The sequence below is a fragment of the Natrarchaeobius halalkaliphilus genome, from assembly GCF_003841485.1.
GTDB classification, from domain to species: domain Archaea; phylum Halobacteriota; class Halobacteria; order Halobacteriales; family Natrialbaceae; genus Natrarchaeobius; species Natrarchaeobius halalkaliphilus.
In genome coordinates this window covers 152,880-179,773 of record NZ_REFY01000006.1, presented here as the reverse complement: position 1 = coordinate 179,773, position 26,894 = coordinate 152,880, and the positions used below count along the sequence as shown (strand labels likewise).

The window sequence follows — 26,894 nt, the reverse complement described above, 5'->3', positions numbered from 1 at the left end:
CCAGACGGCACACGCTCGAGCGCGGCGACGGATTACGTCGATCCACGGAGAGCCACCTTCTCGAATCAAAGAGCCACGTCCGTGTCGATCCTGGATAGAAATTCGATCGAAATACCCATAGTTGTGGAATCGTGCATAGTGGTATGAACCGAGCCGAGAAAGCAGCCCTTCAGTTACGAGCCGTCGACGTCCTGCGAATGCTGAAAGAAACGCGAACGTACGACGAACTCGCCGTGACGACCGGGCTCCCTGCAGGCGATCTCAACCGATACGTCAACGGACACGTTCTCCCCGGAACCGACCGCGCACACGACGTCGTCGAAGACCTCGGCCGAACGGCCCTGGCCGAGGAACTCGGCGCGCGAATCCAGGTCGACGACGAAGGGTACGTCGACAACACCGGGACCGTCTTCGACCAGCCGTTTCTGGACCTCGTTTCGCCCGTCATCGCGAACGGGTTCGAGTTCGGTCGACCGGACGTCGTTCTCACCGCAGCAACCGACGGAATCACGCTCGCCGCGTCGCTTGCGAGCTACTACGGGACGCGTTGTGCCTACGCGAAAAAGCGCAAAGAAACCGCCGTCGAGGAGTTCATCGAGGCCCGTGAACGACTCGAATCGGGAATTCAACTCACCTACTACCTCCCCGCATCCGCGATCGACGCTGGCGAATCCGTTCTGGTCGTCGATGACCTCATTCGCTCCGGGGAAACGCAGGAACTCCTCCTCGACATCGTCGAAACGGCCGATGCCGACGTCGCCGGCGTCTTCACCCTCATCGCCGCCGGCGAAGACGGGATCGAACGCGCACGCGGGCGAACGGACGCACCAGTCGGCGCGCTCACGAGCGTCTGATTCCGAGAGAAATTCAGTGAGGCGATAGCCTCAGCGAACGATCGTTACGGGGACCGGCGAGCGCCGGGCCACCGTCTCGGCCACGCTACCGAGGAGGATTCGACTCGCACCCGTTCGGCCGTGGCTGCCGATCGCGACGTGATCGACGTCGTGTTCGTCGGCGTAATCGACGATCGACCGGGAGACGCTGCCGATCATCTGTTCGGTCTCGAGTTCGCGTCCGTGTTCGGCCGCCAGTTCGCGTGCGTTCTCGAGGACCGTCTCGGCCTGTCGTTCGTGTTGCTGGTGAATCTCGTCGTAGTTCACCATCGCACCACCCTCGAGTCCGGTCGCCGCGTAGAAATCGCCAGGATCGAGGACGTGTAATGCGGTGATCGTCGCATTCGGGTACTCCCGACAGGCGAACTCGATCGCTTGCGTCGATCGGTTGGAATCGTCGACGGGAACGAGGATGTGATCCGTCATGGCCGAACGTAGGCGTGCCGAGAGCTTAAATATCGGGCATAGCTCCCGCTCGATGGAAACTATCGAACGGACGAAACGTGATCGGTTTTGTTCGATTTCGATCGATTATGCGCGAACCGAGAACGCGATTTCGCTGTCGTTACTTCGCGCGACCCTGTCCACCGGTGTTGGACGGACGGACCTTCTCTGCACCCTTGCCGCGGTTGTTGAGCCCACGGTTTGCCTTGCCGGCATTAGTGAGGCCACGGAACGCGCGGTTGTTGTGGGCGTCGTCGCAGATCCAGTTCAGATCGTCGTCGTTTTCGATCGCGGGGTGGTTCGGATCGACGAGGATCACTTCGAACCACTTCTGTGAGCCGTCTTCACCGACCCAGTAGCTGTTGAGCACCCGCAGGTTGGGGTACTTCCGGGAGACGCGCTCCTCTCCGATGCGCTGGATGTTTTTTCGCCGCCCGATGCGGTTGACGCCCTGGCGCTTCGAGCGTCGACCGGCCTTGTGTCGCTGTTTGCGTGCCGTCCCCTTTCGGACGGAAACGCGGGTTACGACGATTCCCTGTTTCGCTTTGTAGCCGAGTTCGCGCGCTTTGTCGAGTCGCGTTGGACGATCGATTCGCTCGATCGCGCCCTGTTTGCGCCACTCCTGTTTGCGTTGCCACTGCAGTTCCCCGAGTTTACCGTCGTCGGGGTCCTTCCATGCCTCCTTGATGTGGGAGTAGAAGCTTCGTGCCATTGGTGTTACCTGCGGGCCTTTCCTGGTTCAATCCGGACCGGGGACCGTCCCCGCGGATCACATCCCGACCTGCGGCGGATGCCGTGCAGGTGCCCACTGATGCCCGCGAACCAGCGAGTCGGTCGAACGTATCCGTCGTTCGGGTATAAGGACTTCGAACCCGGCCGACGATCACCCGTCGTCGGTGACTCGTACGATCTATCGTATCGATCTACCGGTGGGACCGCGATCGTTCGACGGTCCACCGAAACCGACGTACAGCAGATCGTCTCACTCGAGGCCGCCGATGGGCGATGCAGCGAGACGCTGTTCGCGGACGGTTTCTGTCACCTCGTTCGGATTCGGCACGTTCTGAAACTCGACGTAGCCGAGGCTGGCGTTCGTCCCGCCGGTGAGAACCGAGATCGTTCCGACGCCGAAAACCCGCTGGATGCGATCCTGCTGGAACTCCTGTCCGCGAACTCTGTCGAGGGGGATCTCCCGCGAGTACTGTCTGAACCACAGCGAGAACTCGTGGCGAATGTCCGTCTCGGTCACCGTGTACGTCGTCCGGGTCAAGACGTAGATGCGAACGAGCAACCGGAGGGAAACGACGAAGACGACGAAGACGACCGTCCATCCGACGATCGATGCGAGACCGGGGTCCTCGAGTCCGTAGACGTTGGCGAAGGACGCGAGAGCGAGTGCGCCACCCACGATGACCGTCACGAGGATCCACACCAGCGGCGGTTTGATCGTCGGTCGCGTCCGGAGACGCACTCGCTCGTGACGTGACGGATCGGATCCGTCGGTCTCGGCTGACTGATCATCGATCGATTCGTCGGCGTCGGGTATGGATTGCTGTGGTGTCATGGCTAAATCGGTAGGAACGCGGCGGCAACGGTGCCGGTCTGGGCGGACAGTGCCAGCAGGATCGATCCGAGCACGAACAGGATCGGTGAGACGATCACGAAGGCGACCGCGATCAGCGCCGCAAATCGGTTCGATTCGTGGTTGATCCGGCTACCGAGGTACAACGAGTACAGGTAGTAGCCGACCGAGACGAACAGGCCGGCGAGCGCGAGCGCTCCGGATTGCGTAATGCCGCCCAAATCGACGGGATCCGGACGTCCACCGGGGAGTTCCAGATTTGCCCCGACGAGGTCGATGAGCGTGTAAATGAACTCGGCCTGAATCCAGATCAACCACCCCTCAGCGACGACGATCGCCGGCGACGTCGAGAGATACCAGGTGAAACTGAAGATCGCTGCGAGATAGATACCGGTGCTGTAGACGACGGTGTGAATCGACTGGAGAAACCCACTCGAGTTCCGGGTGAGCCAGACGGCGAGATGAAACATCCCGAACGTCAGAACCGAGAACAGGAGGAGGTACGAGCAGTTCTGAATCAGCGTAGACAGGAACTGCCAGGTCGTGGCCGGATCCGAGCCGACGATGACCGCGAGTTCCCCGACGATGGCGGGCGGATCACCGACCGTTCCGGTGGCGCCGAAACCGGCGTACGTCAACGGAACAGCGTAGACGAACAGATTGGTCAGGTAGAAACTAACCAGCCGGGCCGCCTTTCGGACCCGCTCGCGTCGCGTCTGTGCGTAAACCGCCGTTCGTTCTCCGACGATTTTTGAGGGGTCAAAAACGGCGTAGAACCCGTATCGAACGACGCGAAGCGGTGTCGCAACCATCTAGATGGGCCATACAAACTGACTTATTTAATACTACCGATCAGACAGGTTCGAACCGTGAAACCGTCCCGCCTCGCCCGGTACACGCACGTCGTACCGTGTTAGGTCGCAAATTCACGGGATTCGATACGTTTTTGAACAGTGACACACCGGTAGTTCGTAATGTCACGGGAGGGATCGAACGTCGGAGGTCTCGCGAACAGGCGGGAGGCGCTGCGTGTGACTTCGCTGTCGATACTCGGGGGGCTGGCGGGATGCATGCAGCCGCTTCTCGAGGAGACGCCGGACGAACAGTCCGCCGACACCCACTCCACGCCGGGTAACGGCGACGACGCGGGCGGGAGTGACGACGACGAGGCACCAGCGAGTGGTGAAGATACCGACGGCGACGACCAGCCTGACGAACTCGAGTTGACCGAGGCCTGGCACGATCTGGAACTCTCGCACGTGTACGTTTCCGACGGGCAGTTCGTCGCCAGGGACAGCCCGGACGTGTACGTTCTGACCCGGGACGGCGAAGTGGTGTGGTCGACAGAAAGCAGCGACCCTGACAGGTACAGCATCTGGCCGATGAACGGCGACGGATTCGCGAGAACGGACGAGTTCGCGTTCATCAACTACACGAGCTTCACGTCCGAGCCAGGCGAGTACGATGGCCGAATCTACGCCTACGACGGGGACGATGGGACCGAGCTGTGGATGCACGAGACGGGTCTCGATCGGCTGAGAGGGCTCGATGCGACTACGGAACGGGTGTACTACACGGGAACGCCGTTCGACGACGAGGCGGTTCCGATCCGGGCGCTTTCGGTCGACTCTCGGGAGATCGAGTGGGAACGAACGATCGGGACGGAACACCCGTACGGGCCGGTTCTCTTCGACTCCACGCTGTACGTCTCGGATGACGTACTGTACGCGCTGGATCCGGATACCGGTGAGATCGAGCGGGAACACGACGTCTCGGGGAGGTTCGCTCGGAGAGGCGACACGCTGTACTTTACGGGCCACGAGTCGGTTCAAGCGTTCGATCTGGCCACTGAAGCCGTCGAATGGGAGCTCACTCTCGAGAACGCCATCCACTCGCAGATCGCCGTCGCCAACGGGACGATTTATGCGGGCGACGACATGGGCTACGTGTCGGCTTACGACGCGGACGACGGAAGCGAACGGTGGGAGTACCGCCTTGTCGGGAGCGTCACCGGCTCGCCGCGATACGACGACGGCATCGTCTGGGCGTTCGACGACACGAGCACCGTCTGGGCGCTCGACGCGACGGACGGAACGCCGCTGTACCGCCGCGAGACGGAGGCCGCAACCGACGATCCCATGGCCCCGCTCGAGGGCCGCGTCTACGTCCCCGAACCCTACTACACCGCCTACGACGTCGAGCGAGACTGAGACATGGAGACCGTATCGAAACGAATATCTGCGGTCATCCGAACAGTGAGGCATGCGACGGCGGGGTTTTTGTACGCTCTCGACGCTGGGACTGCTGGGCGGCTGTCTCCAACTCCAGGAGCAATCGACAGGGGAGACCGACGACGGAACGGAGACGAGCCCCGACGGTGAGGACGGCGACACTCGGACGGAAACCGACGGAATCGAACGTGATACCGAACGGATAGATCTGGTCGAGGCGTGGAGCCGAGACGTCGACAGTATCGCGTTTCACGACGGTTCGTTCGTTGGTGTCGTCAGACCCCCTCACTCCGATGAGGTGGAGACGACGCGGCTCGAGCGCTACGACGAGCACGGCGAGATCGACTGGTCGTCCGACGAGATCGAAGACGGATATCGCTTCGCGATCACCGAGCACGACGGCGGCGGAATCCGTTCTCTCGATGGTGCGATCGTCACGGCAGCAACCGGAATGGAAGACACCGACGGTGCGCGACTGTACGCGTTCGATTCGGAGACGGGAGAGCAACTCTGGGTTCACGAGACGGACGGCGAGCGAGCCGAGACCTACTTTCGAGCGCTTACGGTCCACGACGAGACGATCTACTACGGCGTGACCGACTCCGGCGGCACCGACGAAGATCAGAACCCGTCAATACGAGCGATCGATACCACCACCGGCGACGTACGCTGGGAAGAACAGTTCGACGAGGGATTCTTCTCCGGTATCACCGTCTTCGACGACCGCCTGTACGTCGGCCGCGGCTGGGAACTGAACGTGTTCGAGCGCGAAACCGGAACTCGAGTCCACGAGGAGGACGTTTCGATCGGATTTGACGGGTTCATCGTAACCGAAGACACCCTCTATTTCGCTGAGTCGGAACTACAGGCGTACGACCCGGTCGACGACGAACTGCGCTGGGAGCGCGAACCCGACCGAACCTTCGATTCGGGGATCACTCACACCAATGGAACGATTTACGGCGGAACGCGCTCGGGGTGGGTTCTCGCTCGAGACGAGAGTGACGGGGACCTACTGTGGGAGACGCGAATCGACGGGAGCGTTATCAACCCGCTGCTCGTCGATCACGGCGTCCTGTGGACGGTCAGCGATTCACACGAGTTGTCCGCGCTCAACGCCGACACGGGAGCGATCCTGTACGAACGTGAGAACGGGTCCCGGCGGATTGCAACGGGAAGCGGTCGCGTGTTCATCGAAGAGACGGCCTACGAACTGGAACGCTCCGAAGCGTAAGTCACCTCGTCTCATTCGTCGGTTTTCGACGCGAAAACGCTCGAGTCTCTTCGTTTCGACCCCCTGGCGTCGCTATCTCGCCCTCGACGGACCGGCTCGTGGCCCGGATCCGAATCGTCACAACCACATTCTTCGCGTGCTTATAAACCTACAAATGAAACTAGGAAATTCACGAGCTGGTGATTCCCAATTCGGTGCGAAAATCGGACGAGATCGAATTAGCAACTACGAACTATTCACCTATATGACAACTAGTTCGAAAATTCGCAAAAATCGACAGCGCAGCCGCTACCGAATTAGTGAACTCGGAGTGAGAAAAACGTTACCCGAACTCACGCAGGAAGTCGCCCAACGCTCGCACGAACGTCTTCGCCGTGATCACTGGCGGTGACCGGATCGGCTCGTCAAGCGCGACCTTGATGAGGTAATCCGTCAGCCGCCACAGATTGTAGATCAGCGTCGACAGCGCGAAGTTACACAGCCGAAGCCGGTAGTCCGTCGACGACGTCTTCGGCATGAAATCCTTGATCGACTTGTACTGGTTCTCGATATCCCACCGACGACTGTACCCGTTCACGACACTCGAGATATCTTCGGGCTCGACGCGGTCCTGGTTCGTTACGAACACCGCGTACTTTCCGTCAGCATCGTCGCTCGTACTCGGCGCATAGAGGAATTCCGCCTCATGGTGGACCTCACCGTCGATTCCGAACGGGACATCATTTTTCACAGCTTCGTCCGCCGTTGGATGTTTCTGAATATTCTGGATATCCTCTAAATCATCCTCATATGTCGGAACCGGCGAGAGGTACGTGAGCCCGCGATCGTGAACGTCGGCGTACACGCGATTGACGTAGAATCCACGATCGAACATCACCAGATCCAGGTCGACGAACTGCTCGGCCCGGTCAAGCAACCGACTTACTAAGTCGGCTTTCGAGTACGATGGAGAGTCGTCGGGTTCCCACGCAGAGTTCTCTTTGACCGGCTCAATACCGAGAACGATCGGTGCGTGGTCTCCAACCAGCGTGATTGTGGCGTACTTGTACCCGCGCTTGTACTCGCCGTCATTCTTGTACCCGCTCACCATCTTCGGGTAGTCTGGCTTCGCGATCCCCGCCTCCTTGTCTTCCCACGGCCAGACGTGGAACTGCTCGTGGGTGATGTCGATCGCCGCAACGGTCTCACGAGAGTCGAAGGGATCGTCGCCACGGATCGAGTTGATGATGTTTTCCGTCGCGGCGTTGAACGCCGTCATAATAGCGTCCCGAATCTGGTCGATCTCGGGCATCGAGTCATCGTCCTCGAAGTCCTCGAACGTGAGCTGGCCGTCCGAGTCTTCGGGCGTGGCTATCTTTTTGATTGCTCGTAGGAAGGTCGAGTCGTCGCAGATGAGTTCGTCGTCGGTGAGCCAGCCGTACTCGGCTTCTGAGTGGGCACTGCCGTTGTTCGCGCAGATACTCGCAAACATATCCAGCATTACCTCGTCGGAGTACGTCTTGTGGGCTGCTCGATGCGTGTCGAATTCGGGGATAACGTGTTTTCGAGCGAGCGTCAGCGTCTTCTGGGCCTTCTCCTTCTTGTACTCATTCGCGCTTTGTGACTCTTCCTCGGTTTCGGCTGGGACTGATGGGACGAGCCCTTCTGTGAGGACACCGTTGTCGAGAGCAACTTGCCGGACGCCAGCAACCGTGCGATTGAGGACTTCCTGGGTATCCTCGCTGAACTGCGCGTGCGTGTACGAGAGCTGTTGTTGGGTCGGTGTATTCGAGAGATCGGTGATATCGAGGTGGAAGCTCTTGACTAAGCTCGGCTCCCGACCGAGTCGTTGCGCTAATTCGTTCTGGGAGATGCCGCGAATTCCTTTGAATAAGAGCGTGCGGAACATCTCGTCAGTTCCAAAGGTTACGCGGTTCTGATTGCGGGCATCCTCCAGTTCGTCGACGGGGATTGAGAGTTTCCGGATGGCATCCCAGAGGTGGTCTTCACGCTCACAGAGCGTCTCCGCGTGGACAATGATTGACTCAGCGACAGCCGACGGATCAGTCGACATTGAGCCACCTCCGGGACAAGCTGCTCTGTTTCTGGGCTGCGATCGACCAGATACTGGAGTGATAGGGTGTAGAAGCGTCTGCTGTGAAGGAGCGAATATCAGTATAGAATAGAGTGAAAATTTGATTGTGCATTAATGCCGATTGTCTGCTCTTGGCTTGTAGTGGGAGCCATATGAAGAGGTATGCGTGCTATACTTGGAGAATTGATTGTGATTACAATTCGATGTGAGTCAAGAATCAGTGTGAATCAAATATTGCTTGGACTTATAGTAGTGGGCCGAGAACAGGAAGGTACGATGGGATTGGACGAACTCGAGTCGTTTCTTCGGAAGAAGGGAGCGGCGGAACTTATTACGGAGATCGGGACGGGAACAGCGACGTTCAACGCACTCGTCGACGCGGTTGCGGTCAGTGGCTCGACGGTGTCCTCACGGCTCTCGGAAGGTGTTGAGCGCGACGTGTTCACGGTGAGTCACAGGCCGACCGAGCATGGGACAGAGAAGCGATATGAACTCACGATCCTCGGACGTCGCGTGTATGATTGGGCAGTGCAGACAGAGTTCGAGCGGAAGGTCCGAGAGCTCCGGCGGATTCGGCACGAACGTGAGACGGCGTTCGAGCAGCTGGTCGGGAAAATCAATCGGGATATGGAGATCCGCAAGATGGTGGTCGACGTAGATCCATTGGTGGATGAGGACGTAGAACTGCCTGAGGATACGTCTGTCGTGCAGAAAGAGCCGTCAGAGGAAGCGCTCCGTAAAGCTCATTTCGAACGGATGGAAGAATCCCTCGAGCCCATTACAGACGACCAATCCGAAGAGAATAGTGAGTGAAGACAAACTCCTGAACGCTAACTACAGAAGATGTATTGATCTTATAGAGATGGCCAATCAGCGGTAGATAGTTACAACAGATCTACGGAAGAATGCTGATTCGCTGAGTCAGCGAATGCGGGTAAATACCTTATTGTCCGGTTGCCAACGTAGATACATGTCCGACAATCAGTCGCTCGGGGCACGTCTCAAAGAGGACCTAACAAGCAATCTCTCGGTCAGTGTTGTTTCTGTGATCCTTGCTGTTGTGGCATGGTTTGTATTTGCTCAGATAGGCGATCCAACTACGGGAGGATTATTCCTTGCGCTCAATATCGGAGTGTTCATTCCTTACGCATACGAGCGTTACTGGCCTGTCGCGTATTCAAGCAGCGCAGCAGTAGTGTGGACTATCTCAGCCGCGCTGATCACGGCAGGTTTGTTCATCGGCACATATCAACTCGCTCTCGGTGTGGTTCCCGGCGAGTACACCGGTGGAATTGCGTTTGTTCTAACCGTGTTAATTCAGTATGGGATCGCAGCATTGTTCATGCGAGTCCGACAGAACACGTAAGTGAAAGATGGTAACTAATGGATGATTTGTATCCGGAGTGAACAGAATGAGCGCACATGCGGCAGCCAACTGGCCGTCTCAACACAAGGCAACTTGGGGCATCACAGCCGAGGAGAGTATAGGCGTGACCGATGAAGCGGACGCAGATGAAATACTCGCTCTCCTTGACGATCAGTACGCGCAGGTAATCCTCCAACAGACACGGAACAATGCAATGTCGGCCAAAGAAATTAGCGAAATATGTGATATCTCAATCTCCACGGTCTACCGGCGGACAGAACGACTAGTCGAATGCGGACTTCTCGCTGAACGGCGCGTCGCACAACCCGATGGAACTCACTATAGTCTGTACGAAGCACGGTTGGATGAACTTACCGTTCGTCTCACTGATGATGGATTCAAGATAACGGTCTCAGAGAAGGCAACTGGCGATCTCGCTGACCGCTTCACTGATATGTGGGAGGGATTATGATGTCCGTGATCCAGGCGACCGATACACAGCTGCCGTCCGATTATTTGCTACTGCTATCTGCATCGCTTATCGCCCTCGGATTAGCGCTGTTCATTGTGTTCCACGCCTATAGGGGATACCAGCGAAACAGCAGCGTCCGGATGCTGTACCTAGCCTGTGGTCTCGGCCTCATCACTGTTGTCCCCATGACGCTCTCAATCGGGGTTAACTCACTTGGACAGATGGTCGATCTTGCTCCCCGCGTGTATACCTTTTATCTTCCACTAGCGACACGAGTGAGCGAAATAACCGGGATTTGTACTCTGCTCTACTCCTTGCTTATCAAGCCTAGCAAATCTAAGTGAGTGTTCAGTTCGCACACCTACTGATCGGCTGATTTTTTCCAACGCTGTAAACCATTCTCCGGGATTGTGCCGCCCCTCCTAAAGTTCTGATAGCTCGACATTGGGGAGAAGTGTTGCTGAGTTGTTGGTTTGTAGAAATTCAAACGCGGAATCTCTGCACAACGGCCGCAGTTCAATATAGCGGGGATTAGTTTATGCCTGACGTTTCGCGATCGGCTCCAACGAGTCCGTAGCGATCGAGTCTACAACCTCCTCCGTCTCGATATCCTCGGGGACCGCTCGAGGATACTTGCGTCGGAAGTATCCCAGGAGGTTCTCGAGATCGCGGTGGAGAAACCCGTCGGCGTTTTCGTGGTCGGTTGGGACGGACTGTGGCCAGTCGAAGACGGTCACTCCGTCCTCGTCGACGAAGACGTTGTACTCGCTCATGTCGGCGTGGACGTATCCGCGCTCGTGTGCGCGCGCGATCTCGTTCAGTACGAGGTCGAGAACTCCCAGGATCTGATCGTCCTCGAGTTTCGTTCGCGAGAGCTCGACGCCGTTCATCTTCTCCATGACGATCGCGTGGCGGTTCTGATCGATCGGCTGGGGGACGGCGACGTCGGGATACAGCGTCTCGAGAACGTCGTACTCGCGTTCGGCTGCCTTTCGTGCGGTGTACATCCAGGAGACGTGGTCGTTGTCCGATGTGTAATCCCGCTCTTTGTGGACTTCGCGGAAGTTGGTGTACCCCTCGCGGTGGTACTTCAGGGCGAACGGTTTGTACGACCGAACTTCGTAGACGTCGCTTTCCTTGCCGACGCCAAGCGGGGATCCGAACTCGGAGATCGTCTCTCGCTCGACGAACGCGCGCAGCGCGAGCGTATCGTAGCCCTCGAACTGCAGGGTGTAGCCCTCGTACTGGATGGTCTTTTTCTCGATCAACCCTCGTTTGAGACATCGTTCGAGGCGGTAGTCGACCTCCTCGTCGGTCAACCGCGAGAACTTCGGTATCTTCTCGCGCTGGACCCACTCCGAAAAGCGCATCCCCTGTTCGACGCCCGACAGGAGATAGAAGTCCTCCTCCTCGAGTTCCGACAGTAAGCCGGCAACGTTCCGCACCATGGCCCTCGATAGCCCTCGAGGACGTAAAAACGTCGTGTCACGGCCTTCACTCGAGAGGTGAGTGCGTCCGAACGCCCCCAAATAAATGGTATTTAGCTATATGAAATCGGTGCGCTCGAGACGAGAGATACCGACGGAATATAATCCACCAGAACCAACGAACGCGTATGACCGATCTCGCGGACGAACGCTGGCGACTGATACGGGACGATCCACGGGAGGGGGAAACACAGATGGCCCTCGAGGAAATCGCCGCCGAAACGGCCCTCGAAGACGACGTTCGAACGGTTCGGGTGTACTCGTGGGAGCCGAGTACGCTTTCGCTCGGGTACAGACAGGACGCAGAGACCGTCGACTGGAAGTACTGCGAGCACGAGGAAATCGGCGTCACGCGCAGGCAGACGGGCGGCGGCGGAATCTATCACGACCGTCACGCCGACATCTCGTATTCGATCGTCGCGCCGGCATCGGAGGTTCCCGGCGATCTGATGGAGTGTTACGCGCTCTTTTGTGAGCCAATTCTGAGCGCACTCGAGCGGATGGGTATCGAGGCGGACTTCGCGAACGCCGAACAGCCGTCGATCTATCAGCCGTCGTGTTATCTCAGAGATATCAATCCGGCACACGACATCGTCGCGCCCGCCAGTGCGGGCACGGACGCCGGAAAGCTAAGCGGCAACGCACAGTACCGACGACGGGACGTGGTCATCCAGCACGGATCGCTGAACTACGACCGTGCACCCGAGCGTCACGTCGGCGTCTTCGAGGGCGACCTCGAGCCGACGACGTTCTCCGATCGCGTGACGAGCGTTCGCGACGAGGTCGGCATCGACCGCAACGAGGCGGTCGAGACCCTCGCGGACACCCTTGGTGAGTGGTGTGACGCGTCGGAAGGATCGTGGCGAGACGGTGAACTCGAGGCCGCTCGGGAACTGGCGGGCCGAAAGTACGGCGAGGACGCGTGGGTACGAGACCGAACGGTACTCGAGGCTGACGGCGAGAACAGCTAACCGGTGGCGCGATCCTGCCGGTCGAGGTCCGGGTCGGCGGCGCCGACCGACAGCGGTCAAACAGCGAGTCGCCGCTCGCCTCGCTCCGGTATACCTATCACGGACGGGTACTGACGGGGATTCATGACCATGAAGGTCGGCGCACACGTATCGATTTCCGGCTCGCGCGTTTCTTCTGACGACGAGACGCCGCCGTACGACGACGTTCGGAACGCCATCCACCGTCAACTGGCCTTCGGCGGCAACTGCGGGCAGATATTTACGACCTCTCCGCAGGTCTGGGCTCAACCCGAGATCAGCGACGAGGCTGCGACGGGCTTTCGGACCGAGACCGCCGAGAAACTCGAGGGACCGTGGGTGATCCACTCCGCGTACCTGGTTAATCTCTGTACGCCGAAAGACGACCTCCGTCGAAAGTCACTCGAGAGCATGCAGGCGGAACTCGACGCCGCCGAGAAACTCGGAGTCCCGTACGTCAACGTCCACCTGGGAGCACACACGGGAGCGGGCGTCGAGGGCGGTCTCGACAACGCCGCGAGCGTGATCGACGACCTCGAGGTTCCGGACGACGTTCGGATCCTCGTCGAATCGGACGCCGGAAGCGGAACCAAACTCGGCGGCGAGTTCTCACATCTCGCCGGAATCATCGACCGGACCGAGACGGATATCGGAATCTGCATCGACACCGCCCACACACTGGTTGCGGGGAACGATCTGACGACCCCAGACGCGGTCGACGAGACGGTCGGACGGTTCGACGACGAGATCGGTCTCGAGTATCTGGAGTACATCCACCTCAACGACTCGAAACACGACGTCGGAACCCACAAAGACGAACACGCCCACATCGGAGAGGGCTACATCGGTGCGGACGGAATGCGCGCGATCGTCAACCATCCCGGTCTTCGGGATCTGCCGTTCGCACTCGAGACGCCAACCGAAGACGGGCGTGGCTTCGCCTGGAACATCGAGAAGGTACTCGAACTCCGCGAGACGTAACCACCCGTCTGGAATCGACCCGTTTTTACTCGAGAGCCACGAACGGCGGTTCGTGCGGGAGTTCTCCGAATCCTACCTCGAGCGGACGCGTGACGGCATGTGGGACGACTCGAGAGCGGCTCTCGAGCCGTTGGCGCTCGAGTCCTGCAACCGGATCCTCGACGTCGGCTGTGGGACCGGCGAGTTGAGCCGGGTTCTCGACGCGGAATCGAACGCCGAGGTGGTCGGTTGCGACGCCGATCCGACGTTGCTCGGGGCTGCGAGCGAGCGCGTTTCGGTCGTCGCCGGCGACGCCCACCGGCTTCCGTTCGCAGACGACAGCTTCGACCTCGTCGTCTGTCAGGCGCTGTTGATCAACCTGCCCGATCCCGCGGCCGCACTGGCCGAGTTCGCTCGCGTCTCGAGCGACCGGGTGGCGGCCGTCGAGCCGAACAACGCCGCCGTCGAAGTCGACTCGAGCGTTACCAGCGAGCGTGCGCTCGAAAAGCGAGCGAGGAATGCCTACCTCGACGGCGTCGGAACGGACGTCTCACTGGGTTCAAACGCACGAAGCGCCTTCGAATCGGCCGGACTCGACGAACTCGAGACGCGACGGTACGACCACGTTCGGACGGTTGAGCCTCCCTACAGCGATGCCGCCTTGCTCGCGGCCCGCCGAAAGGCCACCGGCTCGGGGTTGGCCGACGACCGCGAGACGATGCTCGCGGGAGGCCAGACCGAGGTGGAGTACGACGAACTTCGGGGCGCCTGGCGCGAGATGGGGCGGGACGTGATCGACCAGATGGAAGCGCGGACGTATCGACGGGAGGAGGCGGTGCCGTTTTTCGTGACCGTCGGACAGATTCCTTAGCGCGGCGTAGACGGCTGCACGGCGAGAGAACGATCGCCGGCTTACATGACGGTCGCCGTCGAAAGGGGGGTATGGCCGCGGTCGAACTCGAGGGACTTACCAAACACTACGGCGGGGTGCGTGCCAACGATTCGATCTCCTTTGCGGTCGAGCGAGGAGAAATATTCGGCTATCTCGGGCCGAACGGGGCCGGGAAGACGACCACGATTCGAATGCTGCTCGGTCTCATCTCGCCGACGGACGGCAGCGCCCGCGTTCTAGGTGCGGACATCACCGACGAACGGGCGCTCATCGAGGCCAAGCGCCGGATCGGGTACCTCCCCGACGATCCCCAGTTCGACGAATCCGCAACTGGACGCGAGATCCTCGAACTCCACGCCGGGATCAAAGGCGACGAGCGAAGCGAGAAGCTGCTCGACCTGTTCGATCCGCCCCTCGAGCGGCCGATCCGGGAGTACTCCCACGGAAACGTTCGTAAACTCGGCCTCGTGACGGCGTTCATGCACGACCCGGAGCTGGTGATCTTGGACGAGCCGACGGGTGGGCTCGACCCGCTGATGAAACAACGGTTCGCTGAATTCGTTCGAGGAGAGCGCGATCGAGGCCGAACGCTGTTTTTCTCCTCGCACATCCTCGGTGAGGTTCGTCGCCTCTGTGACCGCGTTGGAATCATCCGTTCGGGAAGGGTCGTCACGGTCGAACCCATCGACGCGCTGGTGGATCGAAGCGGCAAGGTCGTTCGCCTCGTCACCGCCGACCCGATCCCGCGCGCGACCTTCGATCGCGATCTCGAGGGCGTTCACGATCTCGAGGTCGGTGCCGGAAACAGGACGCACGATCCCGGCGGCGGGCGAACTGCTACGACGGACGCACAGAGCGACCCGACGAGCGGACCGGATGATTCGGGAAACAAATCGATCGGGGCGGTCGGAGAGTCCGATCGTCCAGAGACCTTCCGCGAGTATACGTTCACCTTTACGGGCCCGGTCGATGAGTTGCTCGCGGTTCTCTCGGGGACCGAACTGGTCGATCTGACGATCGAGGAGGCACCGCTCGAGTCCGTCTTACTGCGATTTTATGGGGACGGCGACGATGCTTGAGATCGCCCGCTACGACGGACGGAATCGCCTGCGAGGAAGCGTCTATCTCGCGATCGCGATGTCCGTGCTCGCGGTCGTCGTCATCTGGATCTATCCCTCCTTCAGCGACTCGTTCGACGACGTCGACGAGGAACTCCTCCAGGCCTATCCAGACGAAGTCATTCAGCTGTTCGATGTCCAGACGATGGCGACGCTCGAGGGTTTTCTCGCGTTCGAACTCTACATCTTCGGCTGGACGATCCTGCTCGGACTGTACCTCGCCTACCTCGCGGCGGGGGCGATCGCAGACGACATCGAACGCGGCCGCATGGACATTCTGCTTTCGATGCCGATCTCCCGGAATCGAACCGTCCTCGAGAAGTTCCTCGCGCTCGGAGTGCCGATCGTCGTCGTCAACGTTCTCACGCCGATCGTGGTCTACGTCAGTGCGGAACTGGTCGACGAGCCCCTCTCGGCCGTCGACGTGGTGGCAGTCCACGCGCTCTCGGTACCCTACCTCTTCGCCTGTGCCTCGATCGGTCTCGCGGCGTCAGTCGCCGTCGACCGGACGAGCATTGCCCAGCGAGCCGCGCTCGGAGTTACGTTCGGCCTGTTCATGCTCGAGTCGTTGCTCGTCGACACCGAGTACGACGCGGTCGGAACGATCGCTCCGATGCGCTATTACGATCCCAACGAGATCCTTCTAAATAGTACGTACGACCTCGGAAACGTCGGCGTTCTGGTCGTGATGACCGTGGTTCTGGTCGCCGTGAGCGTCGCGTGGTTCGATCGGCGGGACGTGTGAGTTCAGGCTGAAAGCGCGGGCGGCGTTTCGGCCCGGCTCGTTCGGAACACCCGGTCGACTTCCTGTTCCGGAACGTTTGATATCGTCTGGTTGGAACGTCGACCGTGACCCGCGCTCGGCTCTTCGGTTCCCTCTGTGGACTCGTGTTTTTTCTCAACCTCGCCAGGATCGTCTTCGCACCGCTTCTGGACGTGTTCATCGCGGAATTCGGGATCGGGGAGGCGACTGCCGGACTTATCGTGACGCTCGTGTGGATCGGAAGCGCGTCGCTTCGGCTTCCCACCGGCTGGCTCCTGACGAAAGTCCCGAGACACCACGTCGTGATCGGTGCCGGTACGATTCTCGCGGTCTCGTCCGGATTCACTGCGACCGCCACGACGGTCGGTCACCTGATGGTTGGGGCGTTCTTCATGGGAATCGCCTCAGGAGTCTACTTCGTCTCCGCGAATCCGCTGTTGAGTGAACTGTATCCGGACCGCGTCGGACACGTCATGGGAATCCACGGCGGAGCAAGTCAGATGGCGGCGGTGATCGCCGCGCCGCTCGTCGCGCTCACACTCGTTGTCGACTGGCGGCTCTCGATATGGACGATCGCCGCCGGAGCGACCGCAGTAACTGTCTACACCTGGATCGTCACGAGGCGGACCGAGATGCCCGAAGCCGGTCGATCCGACCGGGACTTCGTCTCGGGCGCGCTCTCGGAGTGGCGTCTCATCGTAACCGCGCTCGTCCTCGTCGGGACGACAGTGTTCGTCTGGCAGGGCGTGTTCAACTTTTACGAACTGTACATGCAATCGAAAGGGCTCTCGAGCGGTGCCGCAGGGACGATGCTCACGATCGTGTTCGTCGCCGGCGTTCCCGCGTTTTACGTGGGCGGCGACCTTGCCGACACGCTTCCACACGTTCCGTACCTGCTCGGAATCGTCGCCGCGTTCTCCCTCTGTCTCTTCGCACTGACGCTGGTCGAGGGACTGATCGCGCTGATCGTGCTGTCTGCGGTCGTCGGATTCGTCATCCACGCCCTGTTCCCGGCCGTCGATACGTATCTCCTCGATACGCTTCCGGACTCGACGCGTGCAAGCGCCTACGCCGTCTTTAGCTCCGTCTGGATGCTCACGCAGGCGCTCGGATCGTCCGTCGTCGGCCTCTTCATCGAAGGAGGGTACACCTACGACTGGGTGTTCGCGAGCGCCGCTCTCTTTCTCGCGTCTTCGGTCGTCGTCCTCGCCCTCATCGAGCGATCGGGACGGCTGCCGAGCTAAGCACCCGATACGTTAGCGAGTGATCCGTCCTGACGAACGCACCCACAGACAGCAGGAATCTCGAGCGTGGCGATCAGACGACGTCGCCGCGGACCGTCACGCCCTCCTGATCGTCGCGCCAGGCATGAAGCGTTCGAGCGGCGTCCGTCGCCTCCTCGCCGTCCAGTCCGAGCATCTCGAGGGCGTCAGAAAGCGTCGGCAGTGCGAGGTCGCTCTCACGAAGCTTTCGGAACGCCTCGTCGCTCCGGGTGCCGTCGACCCAGAGGCAGACGCCGCGCGGGTCGAGCAACTGGGTGTAATCCTCACGTCGTTTCGCCCCGCGGAGGCGCTGGGTGACGTTGTCCTCGAAGGGGGCGTTACAGACCTCGAGGTGGATGGGTTCGTCATCGATCTCTCCGAGCAGGTGTGCGGCGAGACACTTCTCGGGTGCGGCGTGCCCGTTCGCGTTGGCCCGCAGATGCTCGGGATACTCGACTGCCCAGTCAGCTCGGACAGACTTGCCGACGCCCTCGATTCCGTGGGACGATCGAAACCGTGCTTCGGGGGACGTTCCCCCTTCCTCTCCGCCAGCCATCCCGTCCCGTCCGTCGCCATCGACGGTCTGGCTGTCGTCTCGCAACAGGATGTCCTTCGTCAGGTAGATATCGAGGCGGTCGACGGGGTCGAGCCCGAGCGCGACGTCGCCAAAGGCCCAGACCTCGCGGACCGGAACGGGGAGTCGATCGTTCTCGACGGTACCGACGAGCGCCTCGAGGCGATCGACCGCCTCGGCGCGGTCAAATCCACTCATTGTCGAGACTGGGTGCTCGAGGCGCAAAACCGTTTGCAGTGTCGACGATCCGGTCGTCTCGATCAGGCCGCCTTCGACTCGTCGGTCGCCACGTAGACCGTCTTTCGAACGGTCGCGTGAACCACACCGTCCGCGTCGACGAGGTCGACCGTGTAGTGTCGGTCGACCGACTCGGTCCCGTCCCGCTCGAGTTCGGCTCGGATCGCCGCGATCTCTTCGCCAGTGATCGTAAACCTCGCGTACAGCGTCTGTCGGCCGGGTCGCTTGAACCTGATCTCGGCCTCTTTGTCCCAGACAACGTAGCCGTCTCCGAGGTTTTTGAGCAGCATCATCACGTAGAACGGGTCGAGAGCGGCGTACATACTGCCGCCGAAAGTGGTTCCCACGTAGTTCCGGGTCCGCCAGTTCAGCGGGAGCTTCACGCGAACCTCCCGCCAGTCGGGTGCAACGTACGTGACGCGGCCGCCGGTTCCGCGGTAGGCGGGAAACAGATTGAACGCGAGCCGAGAGAGACGCGCCCGAAGGGATGCGAGCATACGATGCAGTCGATCCGACGGACGGAAAGCATTGGCAAACGCTCGGCCCGTGGCCGAGAGTTGACGCCGTCGAGAGATCATGTTTTTTATCGGTTCGCACCGAACGGAATCCTATGAGACACCGCGTTTTCAACGAGGACGGCGACGAAGAACTGGTGTTCGTCATGGGCTGGGGCAACCGCTGGACCCACGAGAACGTCAGCTGGCTCCTCGGGAAGCTAACCGAATCCGGCTACCGCGTCCACGCGTTCGAACTCCCCACGAACGTCGAGGACTTCAAAGCCGACTGGCTCGAGCCCGTCGCAGAGTACGTCCTGGATCTCGAGGGATACCAGTTACTTGGCCACAGCGCGGGTGCGCTTATCGGGCAGGCCCTCGACGGTGCGGACAACCACGTCTACCTGAGTCCCTGGTGGGGATACGGCAGCAAATTCCCCGACCCGATGGTGCTGGACGCGGTGGCAACGCTTCCGACGACGGTGCCGTGTCTCCCGGTCGGTGAGTTGAACGAGACGCATCTGGGTGAACGGGCGACCGATCATCAGATCGCGACGATGCCGCGGTGGGTGTCGCCGGCGTTCGTCCGGGAGACGCGTCACGCCCACCAGGAGCTGTTGACCATCGACCACGACGCGGTGGTGTTCTGTTCGCTTCGGGACCCGATCTCGGATCTCCGGCCGATCGGAGAGCGCGTTCCGTCCGAACACGTCGTCCTCTACGACGGCGGCCACGAACTGTTCTCGTCCGCGCGCCGGGACTGGTACGTCGACCTGGTACTGGACGCCCTCGAGAACGGTTCCGACGCCGCCGAACAACGGACGGTCGTCCCACTCGAGGACTGAGACGGAGTCGAGTGGGTCCGGAGACGAAACCGTGATGGGTGCGCGCCGACAACGACCGGCCGATGGACTGCAATCGGTGTGGCGAGGAAGCGGTCATGCACGCCGCCTACTCCGGGGCACACCTCTGTGCGGATCACTTCCGCGAGTCGGTCACGAAACGGATACGTCGCCGAGTACGTCGGGACGACCTCGTCTCGGGCGATCCGACGCCCGAAGACCCACAGATCTGGGTGATCGGTCTCTCGGGTGGCAAAGACAGCGTCGTACTCACGCAGATCCTCCACGACACGTTCGCTGAAGACCCCCGCATCGAACTCGTCGGGTTGACGATCCACGAAGGGATCGAGGGCTACCGCGATAAGAGCCTGGAGGCCTGCGTCGAGCTCACCGACGACCTCGGGATCCGCCACGAGGTCGTCAGCTACGAATCCGAGTTCGGCGTCCGAATGGACGACGTCGTGGAGGACGATCCCGAAAACATGGCCGCCTGTGCCTACTGCGGCGTCTTTCGGCGCGACCTTCTCTCGCGCTACGCCGAGGACCTCGAGGCCGACCTCTTATTGACCGGTCACAACCTCGACGACGAGGCCCAGACCGCGTTGATGAACGTCCTCGAGGGTGACGTCGCCCAGATCGCGAAACACTTCGACGCGAGCCTCGGGCCGCTCTCGGAGCGAGACGAACAGGACGAGTTCGTTCCGCGAGCGAAGCCACTGCGTGACGTCCCCGAGAAGGAAGTCGCTCTCTACGCCCACCTCGACGACCTCCCCGCACACATCACTGAGTGTCCCCACTCGAGCGAGGCCTACCGCGGCGAAATCCAGCAACTCCTCTACCAGCTCGAGGAGAATCATCCCGGCACGCGCCACTCCATCATTTCGGGCTACGAGGAACTGGCGGGGATCGTCTCGGAGGAATACAGCGGCGACGACGGTGCCGATCTCAGGGAGTGTATCGAGTGCGGGTCGACCACAACGCGCGAAATCTGTCGGAAGTGTTCGCTGCTCGAGTCGCTCGTCTGACTGGGTCGTTCGACTCGATCGAGCCGCGTTGTACGACGTGTCTTACACTACAGTTTGAGCGGCTCGTCGACAGCGGGTAACCGATACGCTCGTGAGTAGCGTCGAACTGACGGTCGGTAGAAGTCGTGATTCGAGACGGTGCTGTCGAGTCGCAGTCTGAGTCGTGCGTTATCGGATAACGTCGACGCCGTTCTGTTTCTCGAGTTCCTCGCGCCCGCCATCGCTCTGTGCGCCGTGGCCGGACCGGGAGTGTTCGACGTTGTTACTCGCATCGAAGTTTGACTCGTTGACACCCTCGATACTCGCACGCGACTTGTCGGCCTGTTTCTGCGTCGTCGGACCGAGTACCTGCGCACTCTGGACGCCGGTCATGATCGCCATCACGCGGACCTTGCCCTTGTAGTTCTCCTGAATGCGTGCGCCCCAGATGACGTTCGCGGAGGCCTCGAGGCGCTCCGTGATGTTGTCGGCAATGCCCTCTGCCTCCTTGAGCGTCAGATCCGGTCCACCGGTAATGTGGACGAGACCACCGGACGCACCACGATAGTCGACGTCGAGTAGCGGATGGTTCATCGCATCCTTGACGACTTCGTTGGTCTTGTTCTTGTCTTGAGTCTCACCGACGAGCATCACCGCGACGCCGCCCTGATTCATGATCGTGGACATGTCCGCGTAGTCCAGATTGATGAGAGAGGGCTGGGTTATCGTCTCAGAGATTCCCTTGACGGTCTCGGCGATGATCTGATCCATCACCGAGAACGCCTTGCCGATCGGGAGGTTCGGGACGTAATCGAGTAGCCGATTGTTGTCGAGGACGATGATCGAGTCAGCCTGTTCGCGGAGCTTTTCGAGTCCCTCCTCGGCTTTGACCGTCCGGGCGCGCTCGACGTTGAACGGCGTCGAGACCATTCCGACGACGATCGCCCCCTGCTCTTTCGCGATCTTCGAGACGACGGGTGCGGCACCGGTACCGGTTCCGCCACCCATACCGGCGGTCACGAAGACGAGGTCAGCATCACCGAGAACCTCCTTGACGGTACTCTGTGCCATCTCCGTGGCTCGCTCGCCCATCGACGGATCGCCGCCAGCACCGAGTCCGTTCGTGAGCGACTTGCCGACGAGAATCTTCGTGTCGGCTTCGATCATCGTGAGATGTTGCTTGTCGGTGTTGACCGCGACTGTATCAGCGCCGTCGACACCGATGTTGTACAGTCGGTTGATCGTGTTGTTTCCGGCTCCGCCACAACCGACGATGACGATTCGAGGATCACCGAACTCGTCGTCGTCCATGTCGGCATCCATCTCGCGGGCTTCCTGTTCGGCGTTCTCAAGAGCGTCTTGTACAATATCCTGCATCGTTACACCTTTGCCCAGCTGCGTTTGCTGGTCTGGTCCGTCTGCCCGTCGTACTGTTCGTTGATCATCTCTCGGACGGCCGATCGGATCGCCTCGCTCCGATTCGGAAACTCGCCGGAGTCGACCAGTTGCTCAACCTCCTCGATCTGCTGTTTCGGAATTCGCAGTGTCACACGCTCCATTGTTGTATTCCCCGTTTGGGTAAGACGGCGCGCGCCCCTGTCTGACACGCAGTGTCTTACAGGTTACACGCCCTGTTTCGGGCGTTTTCGGCAATTCATGCCATCTGTAAGACAACCGTCTTACGCGAGTAAACGAAATACTTGCATAGGTAATAAAACTATCGCCGGTCATGACCGTCAGTGTCTTACGAAACTCTCGGTCGCTGATTACCCCGACTCGAGAACGTCAGCGGCCGGCGTCCGACGGCCACAGCTCGGACAGAACGACCAGTCCGACCGGAGTTCGTCACCGCACTCACAGAACAGCCGTCGTGAGGCCTTCTCGCCACAGTTTGGACAGTAAACGTGATCGTCGTCGACGTGTTCACCACACTGTCCACACTGCGTTCGTTCTCTGTTCTGCTCCGAAGAACCGGTCCGATCCCGAGTAACGGCCTCGGATTCGTACTCGGCGTCGACCGATCCGGTTCGCGTCTTCGAAGGCTCGACCGACGCCCCCTCGACCCCCTCGAAGGAGATCGACAGGTTGAGATCGTGGCGTTCGGACGTCCGCGAGCGCACACGGTGAGGAGAGGTCCGTGTTTCGAGCCGTTCAGTCAGTAGCTCGTCGACTCGATCACGAACGAGGTCATCGATCGCCGTCTCGTTCGCCTCACGTTCCGTTCCGGAATCGACCTGGGTCGGCTCACCGAGATACGAACGGAGCGCCTCGCGCATCGCCTCGCTCTTGGAAATCTCGAGTGACTCGAGTTCCTCGATGAGGTCGTCATCGGCTCGGAACGTGATCTTGCTCATCTGCTGATACCACTATGTTAACAGTCATCCTATATCAATCATTCCTCCCTCCGACGGTTGTCATACGGACGTCGTCGGGTGAAATAACAACCCTTATGTCTCCTACATGGCCTACGTTTTGTTGAGACCGCCCTTAGCTCAGACTGGTAGAGCAGTCGACTGTAGATCGACTTGTCCCCCGTTCAAATCGGGGAGGGCGGATCCAGTTTCCTGCCGTTTCGTAGTCGAACCAGATAACGGCGTTTACACCCGTTTCAGTCCCTCTACCCGGAGGGGCGCGTCCTCGAGATTAGACCGAAAATGTGGGTGTGAGCTTGAAACCAGTTGGGGGACGCCGTCCTCTGGCGGTTTTTGTAGTCGAAATTCGGGGTGGTCGGCGTGAGTTCCATTCCCTGGGCGTCGGTCGAGACGTCGACCGGTCGTCACTGTGGAGCCCACGTTACCAACCAGTTCGCTCGAGTGTTCGGTGACGATCGCGACCGCGCCCACCGTTGCGGCGAGTGCGATACCTACTGCCGACTGAGCCGAGGCTCTGCCGCAGGACTCGAGGTTCCGATTCCGGATCCAGAGACGTCGCCGGGCCGACACGGAGATGTGCCGGATGCGTAAGCCGTCGTTCGTCCGCGCGAGCGTACTGTACGACGTCTCGAGGGGGACGCCCACCGTCCATCCGGCCCGCCAGGCGACCGACGCCGAGGTTCGGGAAGCGCTCGAGAACGGGGGTGAGTCTCGTGAGCGGTGAATCCTCGAGCGGTACTGACCAATTCCGAAAACTCGCCCCGGAACAGCAAGTCGGCAACTCATACGGTCTACTGTAAGTCGTTACCGGAGCGACCGCGAGCCGTCCTGCGGTCGCTCCGGTAAAAAGTCACAGCAAACCGTATCAATCGCCTGGGGAGTAGCAAAGTCCCCCATTGCTATCTGCGACCGAATCAGTTCTGGTCGGTCGGGTTGCTATTCTCGTCCTACATTCGGGACATTCGTAATCGATACATTCGCCGTGCGTTCGGACAATCCAGTCTCCGCTGAGGATGCTTTTGTGACCGCAGTTGAAGCAGTAGAGCGTCGCTTTTCGAGTTGGCGAACGCTCAAAGGTTGGTCTCATAGAGGGCATTACCAATACCACGGGCTGGGGGCGAATAACGGTGTTGGCGTTCACACCAGTGAGCATCTGATAACGCGAATCGAATTCGACAATTACTCACTACAACCGGACCCTGATCGTTCGTTTTCTCAATCTGAGAACTCGAGCGGGTCGTCGTTGCTCTCAACGCTCACGTTGTCCGTGAACTGTTCTTCGGCAGCTGCGCCCAGGCCGACCATCGCGACGGCTATCACGTCCACGAGCATGATACCGGCGATAGCGCCGACAGTGAGCCGGGTTGCGAGTCGTTTCCAGTCCGGTCCGATCAGCTGTGTGTTATCAACGTATGACATTGGATTGGTGAAATCAAGCGTCTGGATTCGACCACTATGCATACGCCCAGTTAAACCATGTCCCGACGAACCAGCCTCAAACTGACCGACGAACGTGAGCGCATTCTCTCGCCTAAAGAAGATAGGACAATGCAGCGCGGGGATCTTTGATCCTGATCAGGAGACATTCCCCGATCGAGCGGGAACAAACTCGAGGAGTGGAAGTACTGCGACTGGCGATCCTCTGTACCCGACATCACGATGAGTAGTGGGAAGCCAGGGTGTGCATCTGGCTTCCATGCCACGACAGTGACCCTCGGATGGTTCAATGTATGGTTGAAAGCCAACCGCAGGGTCACTGCCAACTCGTTTGCACACCCTATTAAGAACAACGATTTCATTAGTAATCCTCCGGTTTCTGGACTTGGTTCGTTCACGATCCGGCCGGAATTCTCCCAAACGAAGCTTACAGACGGATGGCATCCATGATCAAAACGATAACGAATTACACACCCATCGGACAGTCGTTCCCCCGATCAGGTGTGTGGCGACGTGTAGTAGCTACTCTATTCTGGGAACCCTCTGACGACGATTACTCATCAGCGATGATGATCTCCTCGGAATCGTCGTTGCGCTCGAGTTCTCGAATCGCTTCGTTTACTTCTTGTTGAGTCGCTTCTTCCATCTACCATCCCCCGCTGCAGCAATATCGAAGGTCTCGGAGCTTAAACGCTTCTAGCGTATTCAGAGCGAGAGAACGCTGGTCACCCGGTTCCGACGGTTCGCACGCTGACCGTTCGAACGACGGGTACGCGTGCCAGCTCGTTGCCATCGACGCCGCGACACTGTCATCCGGTTAGGATCCGGCGAAAAAGAGCGTGCGGAGACGTACAGGATAGGTAAACGAAGATCGAAAGTGAGCAAGGGAAACGTTCAGTTGCTGAACGGGATCTTTATTTTCAGAGGTAGTGATGAACGAAAAAGTGTCGGGTTTTGTCGGTAACACGAGCGTAGCCGCAGTTTCGATAGGACAACTAAACCGACAGTTCCGGTACGGGCACGATGGGCATTAGTGATGCGGATAGCGATTTCTGTTGCTTTTCGTTCATGAATTTCATAGGTCAGGAAGGTAGTTACTGCGCTGTTGGGCCTGCTTGCGGTCTGTGCGGCGGTCGTAGTGTCGGTCCAGAATATCCTCGCTGGCATTGAGCCGATCCTGCACGACTCGGCGGGGGACATCCTCACTTCGGTAGTACGTGACCCGGCCGCTCCGCACGTCATGGGGCGACCTCGACGATGGGCACTTACTCGCTTGATCAATGTACGTTGCCTCGCACTCGGCCACGTCCCGATCGTGCGGGCAGGACTCTCCGCGCCAGCAAGGGCGAGTGATCTTGTACAGCGTCTTCCGAATCGTATTCCCTGCCGGACGGCCGTACCGAGTCGTGATTACCGGTTTTCGACCGTGATCGTCGGTTACGTCGTGGCGATGATACTCGAGATAGTTCTCGAGATATTTCGCCGTCATCTCACTGATCCGATTCCACCGAGTTCCGTCTTCCTGATTTTTCAGCGGTGTACCGCTTTCAGGTCGGTGTACGAACCGTATTGCCGGCCCCTTGACTTTCGGGTGAGCCCCTTCGAGGTCTAGATCACGGAGATCTAACCCCCGAATCGCTCCGGTACGAGCTCCCGTTCGCCAGAGCAGTAGCAAGATGATATGTTCTCGAGAGGCGGGCTCCGCGTGCTCAAGGTACTCGAGGATGCCGATCGCCCGATCGACTTCGAGCGTGGAATCGGAGACATCCTCCCCGTGTTTCATCGTCGGTAGCGTCACCTGTTCGTACAGGGACGGTCGTACAGCGTCGATGTTCGCGGCGAATTGGAGGAAACTACGAAGGGTCGCGAGTTGCCCCTTCAGCGTGACCAGCTTAATCGGTTCACGACCCTCTCCGTGGCCTTCCCGCCTCCAAATACGGTATCGGTACAGGTCCCGGCCGGAGACGTTGTTCAGGTTCTCGATCTCTTTTTCTTCGCAAAACTGAACGAACGACTGTAATCGGTGCCTGGAGCTTTTCCTTGTCGCCGCTGCATGCTCGTCACGCATGGCGTGATGATACATCTCGGCAGCTTCAGCCGGTGGAATCGGATCGAGAGTGTCGCTCATCAGTCTCCCTCCTCGAGCGCGTCAGCGATTCGCTCGAGA

General features: G+C 59.7%; 30 protein-coding genes and 1 tRNA gene. 18 read left to right on the top strand and 13 right to left on the bottom strand.

Annotated features, from left to right (window positions below):
• Window positions 1-143: 143 nt before the first annotated feature.
• Window positions 144-854, top strand: a complete 711-nt coding sequence (locus tag EA462_RS15430) for a phosphoribosyltransferase family protein (RefSeq protein WP_124179473.1) — start codon at window positions 144-146, stop codon at window positions 852-854.
• Window positions 855-884: 30 nt separating this feature from the next.
• Here EA462_RS15430 and EA462_RS15425 read toward each other — a convergent pair whose 3' ends face one another.
• The 4 genes from EA462_RS15425 to EA462_RS15410 all read right to left on the bottom strand — a co-directional run bounded on the left by EA462_RS15425 (window position 885) and on the right by EA462_RS15410 (window position 3,731).
• On the bottom strand, window positions 885-1,319 hold the full coding sequence (locus EA462_RS15425; RefSeq protein ID WP_124179472.1) for a universal stress protein: 435 nt from the start codon (window positions 1,317-1,319) through the stop codon (window positions 885-887).
• A 139-nt stretch (window positions 1,320-1,458) separates the two neighbouring features.
• Window positions 1,459-2,049: a 50S ribosomal protein L15e gene (locus EA462_RS15420; RefSeq protein ID WP_124179471.1), complete on the bottom strand. Its 591-nt coding sequence runs from the start codon at window positions 2,047-2,049 to the stop codon at window positions 1,459-1,461.
• 270 nt (window positions 2,050-2,319) lie between these two features.
• Complete coding sequence (locus EA462_RS15415; RefSeq protein WP_124179470.1) at window positions 2,320-2,901, bottom strand: PH domain-containing protein; 582 nt, start codon at window positions 2,899-2,901, stop codon at window positions 2,320-2,322.
• Window positions 2,902-2,903: 2 nt separating this feature from the next.
• On the bottom strand, window positions 2,904-3,731 hold the full coding sequence (locus tag EA462_RS15410; RefSeq protein ID WP_124179469.1) for a hypothetical protein: 828 nt from the start codon (window positions 3,729-3,731) through the stop codon (window positions 2,904-2,906).
• A gap of 162 nt (window positions 3,732-3,893) precedes the next feature.
• Here EA462_RS15410 and EA462_RS15405 point away from each other — a divergent pair, with 162 nt between their 5' ends.
• Window positions 3,894-5,129, top strand: a complete 1,236-nt coding sequence (locus EA462_RS15405; RefSeq protein ID WP_124179468.1) for a PQQ-binding-like beta-propeller repeat protein — start codon at window positions 3,894-3,896, stop codon at window positions 5,127-5,129.
• Window positions 5,130-5,181: 52 nt separating this feature from the next.
• Window positions 5,182-6,384: an outer membrane protein assembly factor BamB family protein gene (locus tag EA462_RS15400; RefSeq protein WP_124179467.1), complete on the top strand. Its 1,203-nt coding sequence runs from the start codon at window positions 5,182-5,184 to the stop codon at window positions 6,382-6,384.
• A 322-nt stretch (window positions 6,385-6,706) separates the two neighbouring features.
• Here the strand turns inward: EA462_RS15400 and EA462_RS15395 are convergent, their stop codons facing one another.
• Window positions 6,707-8,437, bottom strand: a complete 1,731-nt coding sequence (locus EA462_RS15395; protein ID WP_124179466.1) for a transposase — start codon at window positions 8,435-8,437, stop codon at window positions 6,707-6,709.
• A gap of 297 nt (window positions 8,438-8,734) precedes the next feature.
• On the opposite strand from EA462_RS15395, the gene EA462_RS15390 reads away from it, so the two are divergent.
• From EA462_RS15390 to EA462_RS15375, 4 genes are all read left to right on the top strand, one after another.
• Complete coding sequence (locus EA462_RS15390) at window positions 8,735-9,271, top strand: hypothetical protein (protein WP_124179465.1); 537 nt, start codon at window positions 8,735-8,737, stop codon at window positions 9,269-9,271.
• 157 nt (window positions 9,272-9,428) lie between these two features.
• Window positions 9,429-9,824, top strand: coding sequence for a hypothetical protein (locus EA462_RS15385; RefSeq protein WP_124179464.1), 396 nt, complete (start codon window positions 9,429-9,431; stop codon window positions 9,822-9,824).
• Between the two features lie 124 nt (window positions 9,825-9,948).
• The gene (locus EA462_RS15380; RefSeq protein WP_124179535.1) at window positions 9,949-10,296 is read left to right on the top strand and encodes a winged helix-turn-helix domain-containing protein; all 348 of its coding nucleotides are present in this window, start codon (window positions 9,949-9,951) and stop codon (window positions 10,294-10,296) included.
• The gene (locus tag EA462_RS15375; protein ID WP_243641440.1) at window positions 10,293-10,640 is read left to right on the top strand and encodes a DUF7521 family protein; all 348 of its coding nucleotides are present in this window, start codon (window positions 10,293-10,295) and stop codon (window positions 10,638-10,640) included. The genes EA462_RS15380 and EA462_RS15375 overlap by 4 nt, the downstream gene beginning before the upstream one ends.
• Window positions 10,641-10,832: 192 nt before the next feature.
• Here the strand turns inward: EA462_RS15375 and EA462_RS15370 are convergent, their stop codons facing one another.
• A complete protein-coding gene (locus EA462_RS15370) occupies window positions 10,833-11,744 on the bottom strand; it encodes an RIO1 family regulatory kinase/ATPase domain-containing protein (RefSeq protein ID WP_124179463.1) in 912 nt (303 codons plus the stop codon).
• 167 nt (window positions 11,745-11,911) lie between these two features.
• Here EA462_RS15370 and EA462_RS15365 point away from each other — a divergent pair, with 167 nt between their 5' ends.
• The 6 genes from EA462_RS15365 to EA462_RS15340 all read left to right on the top strand — a co-directional run bounded on the left by EA462_RS15365 (window position 11,912) and on the right by EA462_RS15340 (window position 17,749).
• Entirely contained in the window at window positions 11,912-12,754 is an 843-nt protein-coding gene (locus tag EA462_RS15365; RefSeq protein ID WP_124179462.1) for a lipoate--protein ligase family protein, read from the top strand.
• 129 nt (window positions 12,755-12,883) lie between these two features.
• The gene (locus tag EA462_RS15360; protein WP_124179533.1) at window positions 12,884-13,753 is read left to right on the top strand and encodes a deoxyribonuclease IV; all 870 of its coding nucleotides are present in this window, start codon (window positions 12,884-12,886) and stop codon (window positions 13,751-13,753) included.
• 52 nt (window positions 13,754-13,805) lie between these two features.
• The gene (locus EA462_RS15355) at window positions 13,806-14,603 is read left to right on the top strand and encodes a class I SAM-dependent methyltransferase (RefSeq protein WP_124179461.1); all 798 of its coding nucleotides are present in this window, start codon (window positions 13,806-13,808) and stop codon (window positions 14,601-14,603) included.
• A 71-nt stretch (window positions 14,604-14,674) separates the two neighbouring features.
• Window positions 14,675-15,703, top strand: coding sequence for an ABC transporter ATP-binding protein (locus tag EA462_RS15350; protein ID WP_124179460.1), 1,029 nt, complete (start codon window positions 14,675-14,677; stop codon window positions 15,701-15,703).
• The gene (locus EA462_RS15345; protein ID WP_124179459.1) at window positions 15,696-16,487 is read left to right on the top strand and encodes an ABC transporter permease subunit; all 792 of its coding nucleotides are present in this window, start codon (window positions 15,696-15,698) and stop codon (window positions 16,485-16,487) included. Before EA462_RS15350 ends, EA462_RS15345 begins: the two co-directional genes overlap by 8 nt.
• Before the next feature lie 104 nt (window positions 16,488-16,591).
• On the top strand, window positions 16,592-17,749 hold the full coding sequence (locus tag EA462_RS15340; protein ID WP_124179458.1) for an MFS transporter: 1,158 nt from the start codon (window positions 16,592-16,594) through the stop codon (window positions 17,747-17,749).
• 73 nt (window positions 17,750-17,822) lie between these two features.
• Here the strand turns inward: EA462_RS15340 and EA462_RS15335 are convergent, their stop codons facing one another.
• On the bottom strand, window positions 17,823-18,539 hold the full coding sequence (locus EA462_RS15335) for a DUF7095 family protein (RefSeq protein ID WP_124179457.1): 717 nt from the start codon (window positions 18,537-18,539) through the stop codon (window positions 17,823-17,825).
• Window positions 18,540-18,601: 62 nt separating this feature from the next.
• A complete protein-coding gene (locus EA462_RS15330; RefSeq protein WP_124179456.1) occupies window positions 18,602-19,075 on the bottom strand; it encodes a DUF4442 domain-containing protein in 474 nt (157 codons plus the stop codon).
• Window positions 19,076-19,188: 113 nt separating this feature from the next.
• On the opposite strand from EA462_RS15330, the gene EA462_RS15325 reads away from it, so the two are divergent.
• Together EA462_RS15325 and ncsA are read left to right on the top strand one after the other, a co-directional pair.
• Window positions 19,189-19,917, top strand: coding sequence for an alpha/beta fold hydrolase (locus EA462_RS15325; RefSeq protein ID WP_124179455.1), 729 nt, complete (start codon window positions 19,189-19,191; stop codon window positions 19,915-19,917).
• A 62-nt stretch (window positions 19,918-19,979) separates the two neighbouring features.
• Entirely contained in the window at window positions 19,980-20,939 is a 960-nt protein-coding gene (gene ncsA, locus EA462_RS15320) for a tRNA 2-thiolation protein NcsA (RefSeq protein WP_124179454.1), read from the top strand.
• Window positions 20,940-21,107: 168 nt separating this feature from the next.
• Here the strand turns inward: ncsA and ftsZ are convergent, their stop codons facing one another.
• The 3 genes from ftsZ to EA462_RS15305 form a co-directional block, all read right to left on the bottom strand.
• Window positions 21,108-22,295 carry a cell division protein FtsZ gene (gene ftsZ, locus EA462_RS15315; protein WP_124179453.1) on the bottom strand — a complete coding sequence of 396 codons (1,188 nt, stop codon included), beginning with the start codon at window positions 22,293-22,295 and terminating at the stop codon, window positions 21,108-21,110.
• Between the two features lie 2 nt (window positions 22,296-22,297).
• Window positions 22,298-22,477, bottom strand: coding sequence for a ribbon-helix-helix domain-containing protein (locus EA462_RS15310; RefSeq protein WP_124179452.1), 180 nt, complete (start codon window positions 22,475-22,477; stop codon window positions 22,298-22,300).
• Between the two features lie 207 nt (window positions 22,478-22,684).
• Window positions 22,685-23,272 (bottom strand): double zinc ribbon domain-containing protein, encoded by a 588-nt coding sequence (locus tag EA462_RS15305; protein WP_124179451.1) that lies wholly within the window; start codon window positions 23,270-23,272, stop codon window positions 22,685-22,687.
• Between the two features lie 127 nt (window positions 23,273-23,399).
• On the opposite strand from EA462_RS15305, the gene EA462_RS15300 reads away from it, so the two are divergent.
• The 3 genes from EA462_RS15300 (at window position 23,400) to EA462_RS17410 (ending at window position 24,014) form a co-directional block, all read left to right on the top strand.
• Window positions 23,400-23,473, top strand: a tRNA-Tyr gene (locus EA462_RS15300).
• A 168-nt stretch (window positions 23,474-23,641) separates the two neighbouring features.
• Window positions 23,642-23,881, top strand: a complete 240-nt coding sequence (locus EA462_RS15295; RefSeq protein WP_124179450.1) for a DUF7563 family protein — start codon at window positions 23,642-23,644, stop codon at window positions 23,879-23,881.
• Window positions 23,874-24,014 (top strand): hypothetical protein, encoded by a 141-nt coding sequence (locus EA462_RS17410; protein WP_165872103.1) that lies wholly within the window; start codon window positions 23,874-23,876, stop codon window positions 24,012-24,014. Before EA462_RS15295 ends, EA462_RS17410 begins: the two co-directional genes overlap by 8 nt.
• A 491-nt stretch (window positions 24,015-24,505) precedes the next feature.
• On the opposite strand, the gene EA462_RS15285 is transcribed toward EA462_RS17410, so the two are convergent.
• Both EA462_RS15285 and EA462_RS15280 read right to left on the bottom strand, forming a co-directional pair.
• A complete protein-coding gene (locus EA462_RS15285; RefSeq protein WP_124179449.1) occupies window positions 24,506-24,709 on the bottom strand; it encodes a hypothetical protein in 204 nt (67 codons plus the stop codon).
• A 1,093-nt stretch (window positions 24,710-25,802) separates the two neighbouring features.
• A complete protein-coding gene (locus EA462_RS15280) occupies window positions 25,803-26,855 on the bottom strand; it encodes a tyrosine-type recombinase/integrase (protein ID WP_124179448.1) in 1,053 nt (350 codons plus the stop codon).
• Window positions 26,856-26,894: the final 39 nt, after the last annotated feature.

Coding starts and splice junctions, on each gene's coding strand:
- EA462_RS15345 (WP_124179459.1), top strand. CDS start 15,696: ATGCTTGAGATCGCCCGCTACGACGGACGGAATCGCCTGCGAGGAAGC.
- EA462_RS15395 (WP_124179466.1), bottom strand. CDS start 8,437: ATGTCGACTGATCCGTCGGCTGTCGCTGAGTCAATCATTGTCCACGCG.
- EA462_RS15390 (WP_124179465.1), top strand. CDS start 8,735: ATGGGATTGGACGAACTCGAGTCGTTTCTTCGGAAGAAGGGAGCGGCG.
- EA462_RS15385 (WP_124179464.1), top strand. CDS start 9,429: ATGTCCGACAATCAGTCGCTCGGGGCACGTCTCAAAGAGGACCTAACA.
- EA462_RS15370 (WP_124179463.1), bottom strand. CDS start 11,744: ATGGTGCGGAACGTTGCCGGCTTACTGTCGGAACTCGAGGAGGAGGAC.
- EA462_RS15360 (WP_124179533.1), top strand. CDS start 12,884: ATGAAGGTCGGCGCACACGTATCGATTTCCGGCTCGCGCGTTTCTTCT.
- EA462_RS15280 (WP_124179448.1), bottom strand. CDS start 26,855: ATGAGCGACACTCTCGATCCGATTCCACCGGCTGAAGCTGCCGAGATG.
- EA462_RS15335 (WP_124179457.1), bottom strand. CDS start 18,539: ATGAGTGGATTTGACCGCGCCGAGGCGGTCGATCGCCTCGAGGCGCTC.
- EA462_RS15405 (WP_124179468.1), top strand. CDS start 3,894: ATGTCACGGGAGGGATCGAACGTCGGAGGTCTCGCGAACAGGCGGGAG.
- EA462_RS15410 (WP_124179469.1), bottom strand. CDS start 3,731: ATGGTTGCGACACCGCTTCGCGTCGTTCGATACGGGTTCTACGCCGTT.
- EA462_RS15365 (WP_124179462.1), top strand. CDS start 11,912: ATGACCGATCTCGCGGACGAACGCTGGCGACTGATACGGGACGATCCA.
- EA462_RS15310 (WP_124179452.1), bottom strand. CDS start 22,477: ATGGAGCGTGTGACACTGCGAATTCCGAAACAGCAGATCGAGGAGGTT.
- ftsZ (WP_124179453.1), bottom strand. CDS start 22,295: ATGCAGGATATTGTACAAGACGCTCTTGAGAACGCCGAACAGGAAGCC.
- ncsA (WP_124179454.1), top strand. CDS start 19,980: ATGGACTGCAATCGGTGTGGCGAGGAAGCGGTCATGCACGCCGCCTAC.
- EA462_RS15285 (WP_124179449.1), bottom strand. CDS start 24,709: ATGTCATACGTTGATAACACACAGCTGATCGGACCGGACTGGAAACGA.
- EA462_RS15330 (WP_124179456.1), bottom strand. CDS start 19,075: ATGCTCGCATCCCTTCGGGCGCGTCTCTCTCGGCTCGCGTTCAATCTG.
- EA462_RS15425 (WP_124179472.1), bottom strand. CDS start 1,319: ATGACGGATCACATCCTCGTTCCCGTCGACGATTCCAACCGATCGACG.
- EA462_RS15400 (WP_124179467.1), top strand. CDS start 5,182: ATGCGACGGCGGGGTTTTTGTACGCTCTCGACGCTGGGACTGCTGGGC.
- EA462_RS15375 (WP_243641440.1), top strand. CDS start 10,293: ATGATGTCCGTGATCCAGGCGACCGATACACAGCTGCCGTCCGATTAT.
- EA462_RS15430 (WP_124179473.1), top strand. CDS start 144: ATGAACCGAGCCGAGAAAGCAGCCCTTCAGTTACGAGCCGTCGACGTC.
- EA462_RS15305 (WP_124179451.1), bottom strand. CDS start 23,272: ATGAGCAAGATCACGTTCCGAGCCGATGACGACCTCATCGAGGAACTC.
- EA462_RS15420 (WP_124179471.1), bottom strand. CDS start 2,049: ATGGCACGAAGCTTCTACTCCCACATCAAGGAGGCATGGAAGGACCCC.
- EA462_RS17410 (WP_165872103.1), top strand. CDS start 23,874: ATGCGTAAGCCGTCGTTCGTCCGCGCGAGCGTACTGTACGACGTCTCG.
- EA462_RS15325 (WP_124179455.1), top strand. CDS start 19,189: ATGAGACACCGCGTTTTCAACGAGGACGGCGACGAAGAACTGGTGTTC.
- EA462_RS15415 (WP_124179470.1), bottom strand. CDS start 2,901: ATGACACCACAGCAATCCATACCCGACGCCGACGAATCGATCGATGAT.
- EA462_RS15350 (WP_124179460.1), top strand. CDS start 14,675: ATGGCCGCGGTCGAACTCGAGGGACTTACCAAACACTACGGCGGGGTG.